Source organism: Micromonospora sp. NPDC047670, from assembly GCF_043204915.1.
Taxonomy (GTDB): domain Bacteria; phylum Actinomycetota; class Actinomycetes; order Mycobacteriales; family Micromonosporaceae; genus Micromonospora.
This window is the reverse complement of sequence record NZ_JBIDDA010000011.1, coordinates 141,513-159,966: the sequence shown is the minus strand read 5'-3', so window position 1 is coordinate 159,966 and position 18,454 is coordinate 141,513. Positions and strand designations below refer to the sequence as shown.

The 18,454-nt window shown below is 75.3% G+C and carries 18 protein-coding genes; 8 read left to right on the top strand and 10 right to left on the bottom strand.

Translation table 11 applies throughout. The features are described from left to right. The first annotated feature begins 195 nt into the window (after positions 1–195). Positions 196–369 (top strand): hypothetical protein, encoded by a 174-nt coding sequence (locus tag ACGF7U_RS24315; protein WP_393110253.1) that lies wholly within the window; start codon positions 196–198, stop codon positions 367–369. 10 nt (positions 370–379) lie between these two features. On the opposite strand, the gene ACGF7U_RS24310 is transcribed toward ACGF7U_RS24315, so the two are convergent. The 6 genes from ACGF7U_RS24310 to pseB form a co-directional block, all read right to left on the bottom strand. Further along, a complete protein-coding gene (locus ACGF7U_RS24310; protein ID WP_393110295.1) occupies positions 380–1,432 on the bottom strand; it encodes a PseG/SpsG family protein in 1,053 nt (350 codons plus the stop codon). Further along, the gene (locus ACGF7U_RS24305) at positions 1,429–2,151 is read right to left on the bottom strand and encodes a cytidylyltransferase domain-containing protein (RefSeq protein WP_393110293.1); all 723 of its coding nucleotides are present in this window, start codon (positions 2,149–2,151) and stop codon (positions 1,429–1,431) included. Before ACGF7U_RS24305 ends, ACGF7U_RS24310 begins: the two co-directional genes overlap by 4 nt. Positions 2,152–2,270: 119 nt before the next feature. Next, positions 2,271–4,106: a class I SAM-dependent methyltransferase gene (locus tag ACGF7U_RS24300; RefSeq protein ID WP_393110251.1), complete on the bottom strand. Its 1,836-nt coding sequence runs from the start codon at positions 4,104–4,106 to the stop codon at positions 2,271–2,273. Beyond that, entirely contained in the window at positions 4,103–4,939 is an 837-nt protein-coding gene (locus ACGF7U_RS24295; protein WP_393110249.1) for a hypothetical protein, read from the bottom strand. Before ACGF7U_RS24295 ends, ACGF7U_RS24300 begins: the two co-directional genes overlap by 4 nt. A 9-nt stretch (positions 4,940–4,948) precedes the next feature. Further along, entirely contained in the window at positions 4,949–6,106 is a 1,158-nt protein-coding gene (locus ACGF7U_RS24290) for a DegT/DnrJ/EryC1/StrS family aminotransferase (protein ID WP_393110247.1), read from the bottom strand. Then, complete coding sequence (gene pseB, locus ACGF7U_RS24285; protein ID WP_393110245.1) at positions 6,103–7,086, bottom strand: UDP-N-acetylglucosamine 4,6-dehydratase (inverting); 984 nt, start codon at positions 7,084–7,086, stop codon at positions 6,103–6,105. Before pseB ends, ACGF7U_RS24290 begins: the two co-directional genes overlap by 4 nt. A gap of 246 nt (positions 7,087–7,332) precedes the next feature. Between pseB and ACGF7U_RS24280 the strand changes: the two genes are divergently transcribed. Genes ACGF7U_RS24280 through ACGF7U_RS24260 form a run of 5 tightly spaced genes read left to right on the top strand, consistent with a single transcriptional unit; the run spans position 7,333 to position 11,995 of the window. Beyond that, a complete protein-coding gene (locus ACGF7U_RS24280; protein ID WP_393110243.1) occupies positions 7,333–7,575 on the top strand; it encodes an acyl carrier protein in 243 nt (80 codons plus the stop codon). Then, entirely contained in the window at positions 7,556–8,338 is a 783-nt protein-coding gene (locus ACGF7U_RS24275; protein ID WP_393110241.1) for an SDR family NAD(P)-dependent oxidoreductase, read from the top strand. Before ACGF7U_RS24280 ends, ACGF7U_RS24275 begins: the two co-directional genes overlap by 20 nt. After that, positions 8,335–9,729: an AMP-binding protein gene (locus ACGF7U_RS24270; RefSeq protein WP_393110239.1), complete on the top strand. Its 1,395-nt coding sequence runs from the start codon at positions 8,335–8,337 to the stop codon at positions 9,727–9,729. Before ACGF7U_RS24275 ends, ACGF7U_RS24270 begins: the two co-directional genes overlap by 4 nt. Beyond that, positions 9,723–10,775, top strand: a complete 1,053-nt coding sequence (locus ACGF7U_RS24265) for an acyl-protein synthetase (protein WP_393110237.1) — start codon at positions 9,723–9,725, stop codon at positions 10,773–10,775. The genes ACGF7U_RS24270 and ACGF7U_RS24265 overlap by 7 nt, the downstream gene beginning before the upstream one ends. Beyond that, the gene (locus ACGF7U_RS24260) at positions 10,772–11,995 is read left to right on the top strand and encodes an acyl-CoA reductase (protein WP_393110235.1); all 1,224 of its coding nucleotides are present in this window, start codon (positions 10,772–10,774) and stop codon (positions 11,993–11,995) included. The genes ACGF7U_RS24265 and ACGF7U_RS24260 overlap by 4 nt, the downstream gene beginning before the upstream one ends. 120 nt (positions 11,996–12,115) lie before the next feature. Here ACGF7U_RS24260 and pseI read toward each other — a convergent pair whose 3' ends face one another. From pseI to ACGF7U_RS24240, 4 genes are all read right to left on the bottom strand, one after another. Next, positions 12,116–13,168 (bottom strand): pseudaminic acid synthase, encoded by a 1,053-nt coding sequence (gene pseI, locus ACGF7U_RS24255; RefSeq protein ID WP_393110233.1) that lies wholly within the window; start codon positions 13,166–13,168, stop codon positions 12,116–12,118. Continuing rightward, the gene (locus ACGF7U_RS24250; RefSeq protein WP_393110291.1) at positions 13,165–13,668 is read right to left on the bottom strand and encodes a GNAT family N-acetyltransferase; all 504 of its coding nucleotides are present in this window, start codon (positions 13,666–13,668) and stop codon (positions 13,165–13,167) included. Before ACGF7U_RS24250 ends, pseI begins: the two co-directional genes overlap by 4 nt. A 41-nt stretch (positions 13,669–13,709) precedes the next feature. After that, the gene (locus ACGF7U_RS24245; protein WP_393110231.1) at positions 13,710–14,846 is read right to left on the bottom strand and encodes a glycosyltransferase family 2 protein; all 1,137 of its coding nucleotides are present in this window, start codon (positions 14,844–14,846) and stop codon (positions 13,710–13,712) included. A gap of 89 nt (positions 14,847–14,935) precedes the next feature. Further along, a complete protein-coding gene (locus ACGF7U_RS24240) occupies positions 14,936–16,261 on the bottom strand; it encodes a polysaccharide pyruvyl transferase family protein (protein WP_393110229.1) in 1,326 nt (441 codons plus the stop codon). Between the two features lie 262 nt (positions 16,262–16,523). Between ACGF7U_RS24240 and ACGF7U_RS24235 the strand changes: the two genes are divergently transcribed. Both ACGF7U_RS24235 and ACGF7U_RS24230 read left to right on the top strand, forming a co-directional pair. Beyond that, positions 16,524–17,801: an acyltransferase family protein gene (locus tag ACGF7U_RS24235; RefSeq protein WP_393110227.1), complete on the top strand. Its 1,278-nt coding sequence runs from the start codon at positions 16,524–16,526 to the stop codon at positions 17,799–17,801. 167 nt (positions 17,802–17,968) lie between these two features. Then, positions 17,969–18,433 carry a hypothetical protein gene (locus tag ACGF7U_RS24230; protein WP_393110225.1) on the top strand — a complete coding sequence of 155 codons (465 nt, stop codon included), beginning with the start codon at positions 17,969–17,971 and terminating at the stop codon, positions 18,431–18,433. Positions 18,434–18,454 lie beyond the last annotated feature (21 nt).

Genomic DNA, 18,454 nt, shown 5'->3' with positions numbered 1-18,454 from the left:
GCTGCCGGTCTGGAGCTGCGGCGGGTGTGGCGCACCCTGGCCCTGCCGGACCCGCCGTCAGGAGTTGCAGACGGAGTTCGTGGGCGCTCCGATGTCACTGGCGCTGTACATGGGAGCGCAGTTCGTCCGCGCCGCCGAGGATCTGACCTGGGCGCCGGCCGGCACCCTGCACCGGCGCTTCCTCGGGTGGATCCGGTGAGCATCCTGCGGCCCGGCGACGAGAAGTTCCACTACAGCGACGGCTCACACCGGTGGATCCCCCCGGACCCGGACTACGACCAGGAGGTCTGGGACGAACAGGTGCGCCAGCACAAGCTGGGTCACCTGAGGAACGAGCAGCCCAAGGTGCGCATCCGACGCCTCGTCTGAGCCCGGCGGATCAGGCCGTCGCGGCGGCGAGGGCGGCCAGTACCGCGTCGGCCACCCGGCCCCGGCCCAGGCCGTCCACTGTGGACCAGGCGCGGGCGGAGAGTGCGGCGCGGCGCTCCGGGGCGGCGAGCAGCCCGGTGAGGGTGCGGGCGGCTGCGGCCCGCGCCGCCCGGCCCGGCATCCCGGGGGCGGTCAGCTCCGGCAGCTCGCCGAGGCCGGCGACCAGGCCGGCCTGGACCACCCGGTGGTACGACTCGCGCTGGTTGTCCACCACGCAGACCAGCGCGGACGGCGCGCCGAGGCAGCACAGCTCCCAGGTCGAGGTGCCGGCCGCGCTGACCACCAGGTCCGCCGCGCCGATCAGCGCGGGCAGCTCGTCGGTGGGCGGCACCGGGCACAGCGACTGCCCCCGCCCCGGCGGCACCGCCGCCAGTTCCGCCTCCATTTCGGGGCGGCCGACCACGACGGTGAGGTCCATCGGGTGCCCGGTCGCCAGCAGCACCCGGGTCAGCACCGGGGCCGCGCCGACCGCGTCGGTGCCGCCGAAGAACGCCAGCACCCGGGGTCGGCCGGCCGCCGTCGCGGGCCGGGGCGCGGCCGGCCGGGCGGCCACCACCGAGTCCCGCAGCATGGCGTACGCGCTGCCGGCGAGCAGCCGGCCGGCCGGCGCGGGGGTCGACGCGCCGAAGTTCTGGTCCAGGTAGAGGTCGGCGTCCTGCCCCCGGGTGTCCCCGTCGACGACGGCCAGGGTCAGCACGCCCGCCTCGCGCAGCGCGCCCGCCGCGGCCGGGTCCAGCTCGTAGGAGTCGAGCACCATCACGTCCAGCGCGTGTCGGCGCGCGGTCTCCACCAGCTCCCCGGGGATCTCCGGGCCGGGGTGCAGCGGGATGCCGCGGGCGGCCAGTTGCGCGCCCGCCCAGCCGACCCGCTCGACGGTGCCGAACACCTCGACCTGGGCGCCCCGGGCGAGGAACTCCTCGCCGAGGGCGAGGCAGCGGACGAGGTGCCCGACGCCCCGCCGGGGCCCGGCGTCGCAGCGCAGTCCGACGCGTACGGTGCTCAGGACTCCTCCAGCCGCTTCTGTCGTACGTCGGCGTTGACGGCGCGCAGCGCCGGTTGCCCGTCGAGCCAGTCGGCGAGCTTGGCCAGCGGGACGCTGACGTCCCCGAAATGGTCGGTCACCGCCCGCACCAGGGTCCAGTCGGCCTCGGTGTCGAGGGTGAGCCGCAGGTCCGAGCGGTCCGGGGTGAGCGTCACCCCGAGCACCCGGAACAGCTCCGGACGGGAGTACGCGTACGAGGTCACGTGCACCCGGTGGTGGTCGGTGGCGAGCCGGTCCAGCGTCCGCAGCGTGTCCGCCCGGATGATCTCGACGTCCAGGCCCCGGGGGAGGGTGCGGGCGATGGACGTGCTGGCGTAGTCGAGGCCCGGTACCGCGCGCCAGACGGCCGCGACCAGGGCGATGATCTCGGGGTCGAGCAGCGGGCAGTCGGCGGTGAAGCGCATCACGGCGTCGCCGGGGTGGGCGTCCAGCGCGCCGACGAAGCGGGTGAGCACGTCGTCGACGGGGCCCCGGTGCCACGGCACGCCCAGCCGGTCGCACTCGGCCACCACGGCGTCGTCGGCGGGCTCGGTGCTGGTGGCGACCACGAGGTCGGCGGGGACGCCGCTCTCCCGCGCGGCCCGTACCACCCGGCCGAGGACGCTGCGCCCGGCGAGCGGTCGCAGTACCTTGCCGGGCAGCCGGGACGAGCCCATCCGCGCCTGCACGACGCCGACAATCCGGGGGCCGGCTCCGGTCGCGTCCGCAGCTCGGTGGCCCGTGTCGGTCGCGCCCGCCGGCCGGGGGCCGGTGCCGGTCCGGTCGGGTGCCGTCGGGCTGTCGGCGCCCGGTGCGTCGGTCACCGCTTCTCCTCGGAATTCGGGGCGAGGGCCTGCCGGGCCCGGCGCTTGGCCGCCCGGGCGCCCCGCTTCGCGATCCGCGCCGGGGCGATCGCCAGCCGGCCCACCCGGTAGCTCAGCGAGCCGCTGAGCAGGTTGATGGTCGCGTCGGCGCGGCGCAGCGCCCGCTCCCGCGAGGTGAGCAGCTCCTCGGTCCACTTCAGCAGCGCGGCCAGCCGGGCCAGCTCCTCGCGCTGGCGCAGCCACGCCTCCCGTAGCTGCTGGTAGCTGCGACTGCCCAGCGGCGGGCCGGTCGGCTCGACGGCGCGCAGCTCGGTGGCGAGGGCGACCCGCCCGTCGGCGTCCAGCCCGTGCAGCGCGGCGGCGATCGCCGCCTCGGCCTCCACGGCCGCCGCGACGGTCGGCCGGTCCAGGTCGTGGCCGGCGACCCCGCCCAGCACCACGGTCAGGCCCGCCACGTCCAGCGTGGAGGTCCACGGGTGGGCGTACCCGCCGGTGAGCAGTTCGGCGGCGAAGCGCCACAGGCCCCGGGCGAGCACCACGTCGACGGCGAGCGGCTCGGCGGCCCGCCAGCTCGGGTCGAGCACCGCGAAGGCGTCCCCGGCCACGACGACGTTGTCCACGGTGGCCAGTCCGACCGCGCCGGCGAGCCGGCCGTCGGCGTCGACCTGCCCGGCGAGCCAGCGGGCGTACCCGCGCAGCAGCCGGCGCAGCGTGTCGGTGTCCCGCCGCAGGCAGCCGTCGAGCAGCAGGGTGCGCAGCAGCCGCCCGTCCGGCACCGGCCCGGCGAGCGCCCCCGGGTCCCGGTACGCGGCCAGCCGGCTGGCGAACGGCGCCGCCGGCGCGCCCCGGCTCTCCGCTGCGGCGGCCCGCCACCGCCAGCCGTCCGGGCCGTCGACCACCTCGACGACGCCGGCTCCGGGCGGCCCGGTCTGCACCAGCGCCACGGGCAGGTCGGCGTGCCCTCGGGCCGCCGGGTCCGCGCCGGCCGGGTCCGCCCCGGCCGGGCCGGCGGCCCTGTGGGCGAGCACCAGCCAGGCCGGCGCCAGCTCGCCGGCCCGGCCGGCGTGCAGCGCGTCAACCGCGAGCCGGGCCGGATCCTGGAGCACGGTGTCCCGGGCGGCGGCGCCGGAGCACGCCCCGTGCAGCGCCGCGTCGAGGAACCCGGAGGTGGTCCGCCGACTCAGCGCGCCGGTGTCGAGCAGCGCGGTCGGCGCCGCCGGGTGCGGGTACGCGGCGAAGGACGCCTCGGCGCGCAGCCCCACGGCCGCCAGCCGGTCGCTCAACTGCGCCAGGTTGGCCGGGCGGTCCGCGTCGAGCACCCCGCCGATCGTCCAGGCGGCGTCGTCGCGCCGGGCGTACCACGGGGAGGTGGCGACGAGCCGGTGCAGACCGAGCGGGTTGTCCAGGCGCAGCAGCAGCGCGCCGCCGGGGCGCACCGCCGCCGCCAACCGGTCCAGCACGCCGGCCCAGCCGAACCGCGTCCCCTCCACCGACTCGACCGCGTCCAGGCCGGCGCCCGCGATCACCACGTCGAACCGCTCATCCGCCGGCAGGCCGGCCGGGCCGGCGACCACGACGTGCGCGGCGCGGTCGGCGAGGGCGACCCCGTCGGGGTGGCTGCGCAGCAGGCAGGTCACCTCGGCGTGCGCCAGCCGGTCGAGCAGCGCGGGGTCGTGCGGCCCGGCCAGCAGCACCCGGGCGCCGGCGGGCACGACGTGGGCGGCCAGCGCCGCCAGCGGCCCGCCGTCGGCCAGGCGCTCCTCCGGCAGGTCGGACCAGGCCAGCATCTCCCCGCCCGGCAGCGCGATCCGGGGCGCCGTCTCAGTCGTCAACTCGTCTCCTCCTGGAGGTTCGCCCACCCGAGCAGCTCGCGCAGCTCGGCCGGCGTGCAGCGGTGGTCGGTGCCCAGCTCGGCGCGGGCGATCTCCACGGCGGTGGGCAGGTCCACCTGCTCGCCGTGCAGCTCCGGCCACTGGCGGCGGATCCGGGCGGTCCCGCCGAAGGTGGGGTCCTCGTCGGCGAGCACCATCGGGTCGCCGTAGACGGCCGGCTCGCAGCCGGCGGCGATGCCGTAGAAGATGGCGCTGGTCAGCCGGTTCGACGCCACCCGGCGGTGCCGGCGCAGCTCGGTGAGCTGCTTGTCGAGGAAGAGCGGGTCGGTGTCCTTCCACCAGTGGCCGCGGTAGCCGTGGCAGATGACCCGGAAGCCGGCGTTCTCGTAGAGCCGGCGCACCCGGCGCATGCCGTACTCGTGCCAGTAGAGGCAGACGGTGACCGGGCCGGGCTCGGTGTCCCGGATGCGGGCGATCAGCTCCCGGTGGTCGCCGCGCACGTGCTGGCCCTCCCAGCCGTGGAACGGGTACCAGATGGTCCCCGCCCGCTCCGACTCCGGCGGGTCCTCGGGCCGCATCGCCAGCAGGTAGGTGAAGGGCGCGCCGATGACGGTGACGTTGCGCCGCCCCACCGACCAGGCCCGCCGCCGGGTCTGCTCCGACCAGAGCAGGCTCGGCGTCCGCTCGGCGTACGGGTGGCCGGGGGCGAGGCCGTCGCCGATGTTCCAGCCGTGCTGGACGTACCCGTTGATGCGCGGCGGGTGGCCGTCGCCCAGGCCCGCGTAGCGGGCCAGCACGTGGGCGTGGCCGTAGAAGTGGTTCGCGTGGTGCATCAGGTCCCCTCAGGCGGCGGATCGCGCCGTGGCGGTGCGCAGCGCCGCGCCGAGGGCGTCGACGACCCGGTCCTGGTCGGCCTCGGTGAGGTCCGGGAAGAGCGGCAGGGACAGCTGCTGTTCGTAGAACGACTCGGCCACCGGGCAGGATCCGCGCCGGTAGCCCAGGTCGGCGAAGGCCGGGTGCCAGTGCACGGGGATGTAGTTCACCTGCACCCCGATGCCGGCGGCGCGCATCCGGTCGTACACCTCGCGGCGCCGCCCGTCGAGCACCCGGACCGGGTAGAGGTGCCACGCGGGGGAGGCCCAGGAGCGCCGACCCGGGGTCAGCACGCCGGGCAGGTCGGCCAGCGCCTCGTCGTAGCGGGCGACCAGCCGGGCCCGGCGGGCCAGGAAGTCGCCGAGCCGGCGCAGTTGGCTGCGGCCGAGCGCGCAGAGCACGTCCGGCAGCCGGTAGTTCAGCCCGAACTCGTGCACCTCCTGGTGCCAGCCGCCCTCGTCCGGCCAGCGCTGCTCGTCGCGCTCGCGGACCAGGCCGATGTTGCGGAACCGGCGGGCCCGCTTCAGCAGGTGCGGGTCCGTGGTGGCGACCGCGCCGCCCTCGGCGGTGGTGAGGTTCTTCGTCGGGAAGAACGAGAACGTCGTCAGGTCGGCCAGCGAGCCGACCGGCCGCCCCCGGTAGGTGGCGCCGATCGAGTGCGCGGCGTCGGCGAGCAGCAGCGCGTCCGTGCCGGCCGTCGCGGCGCGCAGCGCGTCGTAGTCGGCCGGGTGGCCGGCGTAGTCGACCGCGGACACCACCCGGGTCCGGCTGGTCGTCGCCGCCGCGACCGCCGCCGGGTCGAGGGTGAAGGTGTCGTCCTCCACGTCGGCGAAGACGATCTTCGCGCCGAGGGCGACCGCGCTGCTGGCGGTCGCCACGAACGTCATCGGCGGCACGATCACCTCGTCGCCGGGACCGACCCCGGCCGCCGCGTACGCCACGTGCAGCGCCGCGGTGCCGTTGGAGACCGCCGCGCAGCCCGCCCCGCCGGTCCACCCCGCCAGGTCCGCCTCGAACGCGTCGACCTGCGGACCGGTGGTGAGCCAGTCGCTGCGCAGGGCGGCGACCACGGCGGCGACGTCGTCGTCGGTCACCGACTGCCGGCCGTACGGGAGCAGCCCCGTCATGCGGTGACGCCCAGCATGTCGCGCAGCCGCTGGACGCTGAGCCACTCGTCGTTGCTGTCCGACTGGTACGCGAACCCGTCCGGCACCGGCTCGCAGCCGACCGGCGGCTGGTAGCCCCAGGTGGCGATGGTCGGCTGCACGATGAACCGGTCCTTCGCGCGCAGGGTCCGGCGGCTGTCGTCCGGCGCGATCATCTCCTCGTGCAGCTTCTCGCCGGGGCGGATGCCGACCTCGTGCGTGGTGGCGTCCGGGGCGACCGCCTCGACGAGGTCGAGGATGCGCATGCTCGGGATCCGCGGGACGAACAGCTCGCCGCCCTGCATCTGGTCGAACGAGTCCATGACGAACTGGACCGCCTGGTCCAGGGTGATCCAGAACCGGGTCATCCGCTTGTCGGTGACCGGCAGGCTCTTGCCCTCGGCGGCCAGCCGGCGGAACAGCGGGACGACCGAGCCGCGGCTGCCGACGACGTTGCCGTAGCGGACGACCGCGAACCGGGTCGGGTGCTGCGCGGCGTAGTGGTTGGCCGAGATGAACAGCTTGTCGCCGACCAGCTTCGTCGCGCCGTACAGGTTGATCGGGCTGGACGCCTTGTCGGTGGAGAGCGCGATGACCTTCTTCACGCCGGCCTCGATGGCGGCGTCCACGACGTGCTGGGAGCCGGTGATGTTGGTGGCGATGAACTCCGACGGGTTGTACTCGGCGGTGTCCACCTGCTTGAGCGCGGCGGCGTGCACCACGTGGTCGACGCCGTGCATCGCGCGGGTCAGCCGGTGCCGGTCCCGGACGTCACCGATGAACCAGCGCAGTCGCGGGTCGTCGCCGAGCAGCTGGCGCAGCTCGTACTGCTTGAGCTCGTCGCGGGAGAAGACCACCACCCGGGCCGGGTCGGCCTCGGTGAGGACGTGCCGGAGGAACGTCCTGCCGAAGGAGCCCGTTCCACCGGTGATCAGAATGGAAGACCCATTCAACTCGCTCAATTGGTGCTCCCATGGTCGTGGTCGATTCCGCGGCCACCCTGCCCGGCCGGCCGGATCGAGACGCTAGACCGGGCGGGTTAACACCTCCACGCCCCTCGGTGAACTGTCGCCGCGCCTGGAGTGAATGCGAAACGCCTTGCAGGCAAACACTTTTCGCCTGCTCAGGGCCAGCTTGAAGGCCCTCTGGCCTCGGCTACACTCGGCCCGCACGTCGAGGCGTGCGGACCAGTTACGGAGGAAATCGCGGTGGAACTTGAGCGACTGAGAGTCGTCTTCCGCACGGCATTGGAACTGTCCGGCGACGCCGATGTGGACGGTCTCGAATATCGCGGAATCGAGAAATGGGACTCGCTCGCGCACATGTCCCTGGTGGCCGCCGTCGAGGACGAGTTCGGCGTCATGCTGGACACCGACGAAGTGATCGACCTCAGTTCCTTCGACCGCGCGCGGCAGATCCTGGAGAAGCACGGTGTCGTCCTCACCGACTGACACCGCCGCGTCCGGGCCGGCCGCCGGCCGGACCGCGCCCGCCCGCCGGGTCCTCGTCACCGGGTCGACCCGGGGCATCGGCCGGGCCGTCGCCCGGCTGCTCGCCGCGCGGGGCTGCGCGGTCGCGGTGCACGGCCGGCTGCCCGGCTCCGCCGACGAGGTGGCCGCCGGCCTGCCCGGCGGGCCGCACCTGGCGGTGCACGGCGACGTGGCGGAGCCGGACCAGGTCCGCGCGGCGATGCGCACCGTCTTCGCGCGGTGGCGCGGCCTGGACGCCCTGGTGGTCAACGCCGGGGTGCACGAGGCGGGGCTGCTGGGCGCGGTGCCGGACGAGACGGTGACCCGGCTGTTCGCGGTCAACGCGGCCGGCGCCGCCCACACCCTGCAACAGGGGGCCCGCCTGCTGCGCCGGGGCGACCGGCCGGCCGTGGTGCTCACCGCGTCGCTGGTCGGCTCGGCCGGCGCCGCCGGCCAGACCGTCTACGCGGCCAGCAAGGCCGCCGTCGAAGGGCTCACCCGGGCCGCCGCCAAGGAACTCGGACCGGCCGGGATCCGGGTGAACGCGGTCGCCCCGGGCTTCATCCGCACCGACCTGCTGGCCGACCTCGACGAGCCGGGCCGGCGCGCCCGCGCGGAGGCCACCCCGCTGCGCCGGCTCGGCGAGCCGGAGGAGGTCGCCGAGGTGGTCGCCTTCCTGCTCTCCCCGGCCGCCGCCTTCGTCACCGGCCAGGTGGTCGGCGTGGACGGCGGGCTGACCCCGTGACCGGCCTGGTGCATCCCGACGCGCGGCTGGTGGACGCGGCGACGGGCCGGCAGGTCGGTGGCGCGGAACTCGCCACCCGGATCGCCGACCTCGCCGCGCTGCTCGACCGGGAACCGCCGGGCGTGGTGTTCGCCGCCGCTCCCGCCGAGATCGACGCGGTGCTGCGGATCCTCGCGGCCTGGCAGGCCGGCCGCCCGGTGGCGCTGCTCGACCCGCAGGTCGCGCCCGCCACGCTGCGCGGGCTGGTCGACCGGTTCCGCCCCGCCGTGCTGCTCACCGGCCCGGAGCCCGTCGACGGCTACGAGCCGGGCCCGGTCGGCCTCGGCCCGGCCTGGCGGCGCACCGGGCCCGCCGGCCCCGCGCCCCACCCCGACCTGGCGCTGCTGCTCACGACCTCCGGCTCGACGGGCAACCCGAAGCTCGTCCGGCTCTCCCGCGCGGCGGTGCGGGCCAACGCGGCGGCGATCGCCGCCGCGCTGGGCATCGACGGGGACGAGGTGGCGCCCACCACCCTGCCGCTGCACTACACGTACGGGCTGTCGGTGCTCACCAGCCACCTGTACGCCGGCGCCACCGTGCTGCTGGAGCGCTCCGGACTCACCTCCCGCGAGTTCTGGACGGCCGTCGACCGGCACCGGGTCACCTCCCTGGCCGCCGTGCCCTACCAGTACGAGATGCTGCGCCGGCTGCGCTTCGCGCCGGCCCGGCACGAGCGGCTGCGTACGCTCACGCAGGCCGGCGGCCGGCTGCACCCGGAGCTGGTGGCCGACTTCCACGGCCGGATGGCCGGCGTGGCGGGCCGCCTCTTCGTCATGTACGGGCAGACGGAGGCGACCGCCCGGATGACGGTGCTGCCACCCGACCGGCTGCCGGAGAAGCTCGGCTCGGTGGGGCTGCCGGTGCCCGGCGGGGCGCTGTCCGTCCGCACCGACGACGGCACGGAGACGACCGCACCGGCCCGGACCGGCGAGATCGTCTACCGGGGACCCAACGTGATGATGGGCTACGCCGAGACCGCGGCCGACCTGGCCCGCCCGGACGAGCTGGGCGGCGTGCTCGCCACCGGCGACCTGGGCCGGTTGGACGCCGACGGTTTCCTGCACGTCACCGGCCGGCTCAAGCGGATCGCCAAGGTCTTCGGCGTCCGGGTCAACCTCGACGACGTGGAACGCTCCCTCGGCCACCACGGCCCGGTCGCGGCGATCGCGGGCGCGGACCGGCTGGTGGTGGTGGCCGAGGGCGCCGACGCCGACCGGCTGGCCCGGATCCGCGCCGAGGTGGCGCAGGCACTGGGCACCCACTCGTCCGGCGTCCAGGTGCGCGGCGTGGACGCCCTGCCGCTGACCCCGACGGGCAAGCCCGACTACCGCGCGCTGGAGGCACAGTGCTGACCGACGTGTTCACGCTCACCCAGCCGGAGAAGGAGGAACGGCTCCGCGACGAACTGGTCGGGCTGCTGGCCCACCACCGGCGGCACTGCCCGCCGTACGCCCGCATCCTGGACGCCCTGGGCGGCGCGGACGGCGACCCCGCGACGCTGGCCGGCCTGCCCTGGCTGCCGGTCCGGCTGTTCAAGACCCGCAAGCTGGCCAGCGTGCCGGACGACGAGGTGATCCGGGTGCTCACCTCCAGCGGCACCACCGGCGAGGTCAGCCGCATCCACCTGGACCGCGCGGCGGCGGCCACCCAGTCGAGGATGCTGGCCCGCACGCTCGGCACCGTGCTGGGCCCACGCCGGCTGCCGATGGTGGTGGTGGACCGGGCCGGCGTGGTCGGCGACCGGCGCTCCTACTCCGCCCGTGGGGCGGGCGCGCTGGGCATGGTCAACTTCGGCCGCGACCACCTGTGGCTGCTCGACGCCGACGACCGGCCGGACGTGGCCGCGCTCAAGGACTTCCTCGGCCGGCACGGCGACGCGCCGTTCCTGGTCTTCGGCTTCACCTTCATGGTCTGGCGCTACCTCTACGAGGTGGCCCGGGACCACGGCCTCGACCTGTCCCGGGGGATCCTGGTGCACTCCGGCGGCTGGAAGAAGCTCGCCGACCAGGCCGTGGACAACGCCGAGTTCCGCCGCCGGCTCGGCGCGGACACCGGCCTGGAGCGGATCCACAACTTCTACGGCATGGTCGAGCAGATCGGCACGGTCTTCCTGGAGGGGCCCGACGGCGGCTCCCTCTACTGCCCGGACTTCGCCGACGTCATCGTGCGCGACCCGGTCACCTGGCAGGAGGCCCCGGTCGGCACCCCGGGCGTGATCGAGGTGCTCAGCACCCTGCCCACCTCGTACCCGGGCAACGTGCTGCTCACCGAGGACCTCGGCGTGGTGCACGGGGTCGACGACGGGCACTGGCCGGGCAAGCGGTTCAGCGTCCTCGGGCGGCTGCCCCGCGCCGAGGCCCGTGGTTGCAGCGACACCTACGTCGGAGGTCAGGCATGACGGTACGGATGCGCTTCCCCGCCGGGCCCGACGTGCCGGTGCAGGACCTGCTGCCCCCGGCCGTCGACCCGCCGCTGACCGTCGGCGACGAGCGGATCGTGGACTTCCTGACCTCGGTCTCCCGGCGGCTGCTCGCCCCGGCGCTGGCCCGCCGCCACCCGGAGCTGGGCTCGCTCGGCTTCTTCCTGCGCCGCCGGGAACTGGCGCGCGGGGTGCAACGGCTGCACGCCGGGCTCGACGACAACGTGCTCGCCTTCCCCCGGGGCGTCGTGTTCCACATCCCGCCCGCCAACGTGGACACCATCTTCGTCTACTCCTGGGCGCTGTCCGCGCTCGCCGGCAACACGAACGTCGTCCGGATCTCGCCCCGGTCGGCGGCGGCCGCCGACGCGATCCTGGAGGTGCTCAACGACAGCCTGGACTCGGCCGACCCGGTCGTGGCCCGGACCCAGCGCATGGTCACGTACGGCCACGACGACGCGGTGACCGCCCAACTCAGCGCCGGCTGCGACGTGCGGGTCGTCTGGGGCGGCGACCGGGCGGTGACCGCCGTGCGCCGGCACCCGCTGGCTCCCGCGGCCCGGGACCTCACCTTCCCCGACCGGTCGTCCTACGCGGTGCTGTCGGTGCCCGGCTGGGAGGCCACCCCGCTCGCCGAACGGCGGGACGCCGTGGCCCGCTTCGCGAACGACGCCTACTGGTTCGACCAGGCCGCCTGCGCGTCGCCCCGGGCGGTGTTCCTGGTCGGCGACGCCCGCCGCGCCGACGCCGTGCGGGCCGAGTTCGTCGCCCTGCTCGGCGTGGCCGTGCGGGAGCGGGGCTTCGACGTGGACGCGGCGATGGCCGTCGAGAAGCGGGTCGGCGCGTACGGGCTGGCGGCCGACGGGGGAGTGACCCGGATGGTGTTCCACGACAACCTCGTCGCGACCCTGGAGCTGGACGGGCCGGCGGCGGCGCCCCGGGAGTGGCTCGGCGCGGGGACGTTCGGCTTCGTCACCGTGGCCGAGCTGGCGGAGCTGGCGCCGTTCGTGCGCCGCCGGGACCAGACGCTGACCCACTTCGGTTTCACGCGCGCCGAGCTGGTGGGCCTCGCCCGGCGGCTCGGCGGCCGGGGCATCGACCGGATCGTGCCGTTCGGCGCGGCGCTGACCTTCGCGCCGGTCTGGGACGGCTACGACCTGCTCCGCGAGTTCGTCCGGCTGGTCACGGTCGCCGACTGACCCGGCCCCGGCCCGCCCCGCGAGATCGCCCGGCGCGCCGGCCCCGCCGCGCACCCGCCTCGTCGCCCGAGGAAAGGGCCCGGTCCGTGCGGACCGGGCCCTTCTGCGTGCGGCGTCGCCTCAGACGAGGTCCCAGCTCAGCGGCGTCCCCTTCGGCACGTCGCGGGTGAAGGCGCGGCCGAGCACCCGGTCGAGGTCGGCCGGGGGGAGCCCGCCGGCCGGCCGGATCGAGCGCACGACCGCCGGGGTGACCGGCTCGCCGGCCCGGACGTCCTCGACCACCCAGAGGGACCGGCGGAACCGCAGCCCCTCCCGCTCGGTCGGGGTGGGCCCGATTGCGGTGCCGCCCAGCGCCGCCCAGGCCCGCTCCGACTCGACGGTGAGGGCGGTCAGCTCCTCCGGCTCCAGCGAGAACTCCGAGTCGACGCCCCCGTCGGCCCGGCGCAGCGTCACGTGCTTCTCGATCAGGCAGGCGCCGAACGCCACCGAGGCGACCGGGACGCCGATGCCCGGCGTGTGGTCGGACAGGCCCACCGGCAGGCCGAACGCGTCGGCCAGGACGGGCAGCCGCCGCAGGTTGCTGTCCTGCGGTGGCGCCGGGTAGGACGCGGTGCAGGCGAGCAGCACGATGCCGTCCGCGCCGCCCTCCCGGGCGGCGCGGACGGCCGCGTCGATCTCGCCGACGGTGGCCATCCCGGTGGAGATGACCAGCGGCTTGCCGGTGCCCGCGACGAGCCGGATCAGCGGCAGGTCCACCAGCTCCGACGAGGCGATCTTGTACGCGGGCGCGTCCAGCTCCTCCAGCAGCTCGACCGCGGTCGCGTCGAAGGGCGAGGAGAAGACGGTGAGGCCGTGCCGGCGGGCCCGCTCGAAGATCGGCGCGTGCCACTCGTACGGGGTGTGCGCCCGCTCGAAGAGCTGCCAGAGGCGCTCGCCGCCCCACAGGTCGTGCCCGTCGGAGAGGCGGAACGCGGGGGAGTCCACGTCGATGGTGATGGTGTCGGGCCGGTACGTCTGGAGCTTGAGCGCGTGCGCCCCGCTGGCCGCCACCGCGTCGACGATGGCGAGCGCCCGGTCCAGGCTGCCGTTGTGGTTGCCGGACATCTCGGCGACCACGAAGGGGCGCTCGCCGGGGCCGACCGCGTGCGGTCCGATCTTGACTGTCGCCGTCATGTTCCTCTGCTCTTCTCCGTCCACACCACCTGGTGCGGCGTGCCGTCGATGTCCCGCTCGTACCGCCGGACCTCGCGAAATCCGAAGCGCCGGTGCAGGGCCAGCACCGGTGCGTTGCTGGCCAGCGTCTCGCCGCCCAGCGTCTGGGCCCCGAGGGTGTCGAAGGCGTACGCGATCGCGGCGCGCTCCAGCGACAGCCACGCCGGCAGCAGCTCCCCCCGGGCGTCCAGACCGTCGATGTCCAGGTAGAAGCCCCAGGTGAGGGCCCGCTCCGGGGAGGTGACCCCGGAGAACGTGACGATGCCGGACGGCACCTCGTCGTGCAGGTGCACCAGCACCCGCCGGTCCGGGTCGGTCCGGACCCTCGACCACCAGGCGGTGTGCTCGACCAGGCCGATCTCGTGGCTGGTCAGGCTCACCGCCCGCACCTGCGGGTGGTTGCGCCAGAGCAGCATCCGGTGCAGATCGCCGTTGTCCGCCGGCCGCAGCAACCCCGTCACCGGGGGATCGGCCATCCGGAGCCCGGTCGTCGACGGCCCGCTCATCGGCGGCTCGCCATCACGGTGGGCTGGTCCGCCGCCGTCCCGGTCGCGGGTGGCCCGGCCTCCGCGACCTGTCCCGCCCGCCCGTCCTCCGTGGTGGCGGCCGGCCGGGCGCCCCGCACCCGGCCCGCGGCCCGGTGCGCCCGGCGCAGCGTCGCGTACGCGAGGTAGCTGTTGCGCCCGACCAGCCGGTGCTTGAGCCCCGCCACCCCGGCCGGGCGGGAGTAGCCGGCGCCGGGCAGGTAGCGGCGGTAGTGCTCGGCCACCCGGCGGAAGAACGCGCGCCGCAGCCTGGGGTGCAGCCGGTCGTCGTTGCCCGCCACCACCAGGTAGTGGCTGATCATCAGCGTGAACAGCTCGACGCGCAGCCGGTCGTCCGGGGCGTGCCGGTCCAGCCAGTCGAAGAGCCGCTCGTACTGGTCGAAGGCGTCGAAGTGCCGCCGGCTGCGGGTGGAGGTGATCGCGCCGAGCCGGCCCTGCCGGTACAGGTAGCAGACCCGGTCCAGCACGGAGATCCGCTCCGCGCCGATGAGCAGCGGGTGGCTGAACGGGATGTCCTCGTACCAGCCGGGGTGGAAGCGCAGCCCCAGCTCGGCCATGAACCCCCGGCGGACCACCTTGTTCCAGGCGGTGTGCTGCACCCGCAGCAGCTGGGGCCGGTCGGCCAGGCGGACCACGCCCGACACCCCGCGCAGCAGGTGGCTGCTCGCGTCGACCTCCCGCCGGCCGCCCTCGTGCACCCGCAGGTGGTCCAGCATCAGCACGTCGGGCCGGTCCCGGCGCAGCCGGTCCAGCACCGCCGCGACGGTGCCCGGCGGCAGCCAGTCGTCGCTGTCGACGAACCAGACGTACGCGCCGACGGCCACGTCGAGACCGGCGTTGCGGGCCAGGCCCAGGCCGACGTTCTCGGTCAGGTGCACCGTGCGGATCCCGGCCCGACCGGCCGCGTACGACCGCAGCATCTCCCCGCAGCGGTCCGGCGAGGCGTCGTTCACGGCGATCACCTCGACCGCGTCCGCCTCGCCGGCCGGGATGTCGGCGCGGATCGACTCGAGGCACTGGTAGAGGTACGGCTCGACGCCGTACACGGGCACGACGATGCTCAGCAGCGGTGCTTGCGTCGGCTCAATGACCACGCCGACACCATCGACCGCGCGGATGGCCGGCCCCGGAACCTCACGTTGCCGGCGAAGGTGAAGTCCCTGAACAGCCGCCCAGCGCGGGGTTAACGGTTCAGGATCCGGCGCACCGGACCGCCCACGACCCGCTTGACCCGGTTGCCCAGGCGCTGCTCGCGGAGCGTTTCCGCGTCCTCCCGCAACGCCTCGTTGCGGTCCCGCAACCACTGGATCCGCTCCAGCAGCACCTCCGTCGCGGTCGCGGCGGCCGGCCGCACGGCGGGCGGGAAGGCGGTGGCCCGCACCCGCGCGTCGAACCGGGCGGCGCTGTCCCCGTCGGCGAAGGCGTTGCCGAGGTCGTGCTTGGTGAGGAAGGCGAGCATCGTCTCGTAGCGCGCCTTGTGACCCTCGTTCAGCGCCGTGTAGTCCGCCTCCGCGTAGAGCTGGGCGGCGTCGACGTCGGCCGGTACGTCCTTCATCACCCGGTGTGGGATGTCGAAGTACCGGGCGAGTTCCAGGGTGCGCGAGTCGTGCGCGAACAGGTAGCCGGGCGTGCCGGCGACCAGCGCGGTGATGGTGCCGTGGATCCGGGTGCCGAAGGCGAACTCGAACCCGGAGAGGTAGTCCATCCAGGTCCACGGGTCGACGAACATCCGCACCTTGTCCTCGGTGAACAGCGGGTGCGAGGTGTGGATCGGGATCGGGCTGGATTTGCCCCGGTCCTGCGGGGCGTCGCCGTAGAGCAGAATGCCGAGCGTCTTGAGGTCCTGCGGCAGGTAGCGCAGGTTCGGGTACCGCTCGTGGTGCCGGGCGATGATCTTCGCCATCGACTTCACGTACGGCGAGACGGTGAGCGCGACCCGGTCGTCCGGTGCCAACGCCGCCTTCCTCTTCTCCACCCGCAGGCTGTCGCCGTGCAGGAACATCGACGGGCAGCCGATCACGTCGACGGCCGAGAAGCCCAGGGCGCGCAGGTAGCCCTCGGTGATCTCACCGCGTACGCCGATGCTGTGCGAGCGGTCGAGCACCGCCCGGACGAACCGGGTCACCACGTCGTCGATGGGGCGCAGGTACTCCCGGTCGCCGTCGACGTCGGTCTGCACGCCCACCCCGAGCACCACCACCGGGATCTTCAGCCGCTCGACGAGCTTGGTCATCAGCTCGATCCGGTGCGCGTAGCTGCGCCGGAAGGCGTTGGCGAGCGGTACGACGTAGACGTCGTACCGCTCGTTGATCATGTCGGCGTCGCGTGGGTTGACCTTGAACTCGGTGGCCGTGATCTCGGCGGTGGCGGTCCCCAGGAGCTTGTGCGCGGCGTGGCTGAAGACGAGGTTGCCGTTGTTCTCCCCGATCCAGTTGCCCTCGTGGGCCTCCTCCGGGGAGTAGACGTCGAAGGGGCCCTTCTTCGCCCGCATCAGGATCCGCTGGTGCATCCGTCCCCGCCTTTCGTCGCCTCCGGGTCACGGAATATTAGGCCACCGGCCGGCGCGCGCACAGACGCGCGTCACTCCGCCGCGCGGGGGACGGAACCGTCGTCCGGCGGCCGGCAACGGTATGGCGCGCCCGGGGCGCGGGTAGGGTGCCCGGCGGGCGGCGCCGACCGGAGGCCGCCGCGGGCCGTCGCCGACGCCGCCCGCCGACGGCCGAGGAGGAGACGCACGTGCTGGTGACCCTGCGGACCGCCGGGCCGCCGGCATGACGGGTGCCGCGACCGTCGCGCCGGACGCCCGACCCGCGCCCCCCGCCTCGCGGCTGCCGTCGCTGACCGGGCTGCGCTGGGTCGCCGCCCTGCTGGTCTTCGGCTTCCACGCCGGCACGATGGGGATCATCGCCGAGCCGGACCACCGGGCCGTGGTGAACTGGGTCTTCACCCTGGGCCTGTCCGGCGTGCAGTTCTTCTTCATCCTCAGTGGCTTCGTGCTGGTCTGGTCGGCCCGGCCGAGCGACTCCCGCCGGGCGTTCTGGCGCCGCCGGATCGCCAAGATCTGGCCCAGCCACGTGGCGCTGTGGGTGCTCGCCCTGCTGGTCGCGGCCTGGTTCGCCGACCCGGTGGACCGGGCCGTCGCGGTGGAGAACCTCTTCCTGCTCCAGGCGTGGGACCCCCGGCCGGGCGCCTTCTACAGCATCAACAACGTCAGCTGGTCGCTGTCCTGCGAGTTCTTCTTCTACCTCTGCCTGCCGCTGGCGCTGCCGCTGGTCCGCCGGGCCCGACCGTGGGCACTCTGGACGGTCGTGGTCGCGGTGCCGCTGCTGATCCTGGCACTCTGGCCGGCCCAGGCGCTGGTGCCCGAGGAGAGCCGCTGGTGGTTCACGCAGATCTTCCCGCCCGTGCGGTCGCTGGAGTTCTGGATGGGGGTGGCCGCCGCCGAGCTGATGCGGCGCGGCCGGTGGCGCGGGCCGGGCCTGCCGGTGGCGAGCCTGGTCTTCGTGGCCATCTGGGTGGTCGCCGCGCAGTGGGTGCGCGCCGAGCTGTGGGCCGCGCTGCTTGCGGTGGCGTACATCCTGGTCATCACGGCGGCGGCGGACGCCGACGTGCGCGGGCGGCCCTCGGCGTGGCGGTCCCGGCCGATGGTCTGGCTCGGCGAGGTCTCCTTCGCCTTCTACCTGGTGCACGTCCTGGTGATGGTGACCGTGCTCCGGCTCACCGGCGACTGGGGCACCGGGTTCCACGGCTGGTGGGGGCTGGGCGCGGTGCTCGGTTTCCTGCTGGTCAACCTGGCTCTGGCGGCGGTGCTGCACCGCTTCGTCGAGACGCCGATGATGCGGCTGCTCAGCCCGCGCCGGCCGGCCCGGGCCACCCCGCCGGGCGGCGGCGCGGCCGCCGCGCGGCTGCGACCGGGGGAGTCGGCGCCGGCCGCGTCGGCGGTGGAGCGCGGCAGCCCCGTGCCGCGTCCCCGGCACGCCGAGCCGGAGCGCCGGCCGGTGTACGTCGATCCCCCCGCGACGGCCGGCCGACCGCGCCCGCGGGCATAGGCCACCGCCCGCGCCGGGGCGGGTGCGAGGTGGCGCGGCGCGGGCCGACCGGGGTGCGGGCCCGCCCGCGCGGGCGGCCGGGGACCGCGTCCACCCTGGTCGGTACGGCCCGCGCCGACACGCCCGGCGGCGATGCGGACCGGCGGCGTCGGCGGTAGCGTGGTCGCGTGCTCCCCGTCGCGCTCACCTGTCCCCTGTGGTGGGTGGCGCGGTGGGCCGCGCGGCTGCTGACCGGCCTCGCCGTCGCGGTCGCGTTCGCCGTCGGTGCCGGGGCACTCCCCGCCGCCCTCCCGGCCGACGCCGGGGCGCTCCCCGTCGCCCCGGCCCATGCCGGGACGTTCCCCGTCGCCCCCGCCCATGCGGGGCTGCCCGGGGCCACGGCGATCCCCGGCACGGTGCCCCCGGCCGTGGCGGCCCCCGTCACGGCGGTCTCCGTCGACCTGCCGGGCTGCCGCCGGGTCGGCGACGACCGCGTCGCCGGCGCCGACGAGCGGGCCGCCAGCGCCCTCGCCGCCCTCGCCGCCCCGGCCGACCCGGGCCAGGCCGGTGTGGCTGTCGCCGCCGGTCCGGCCCACGCGCCGGCCGGGCACACGCCGGGCGCCGCCGGCCCCCGGGCCCCGCCGCGCGACTGACCCGCACCATCCCGCCGGGCC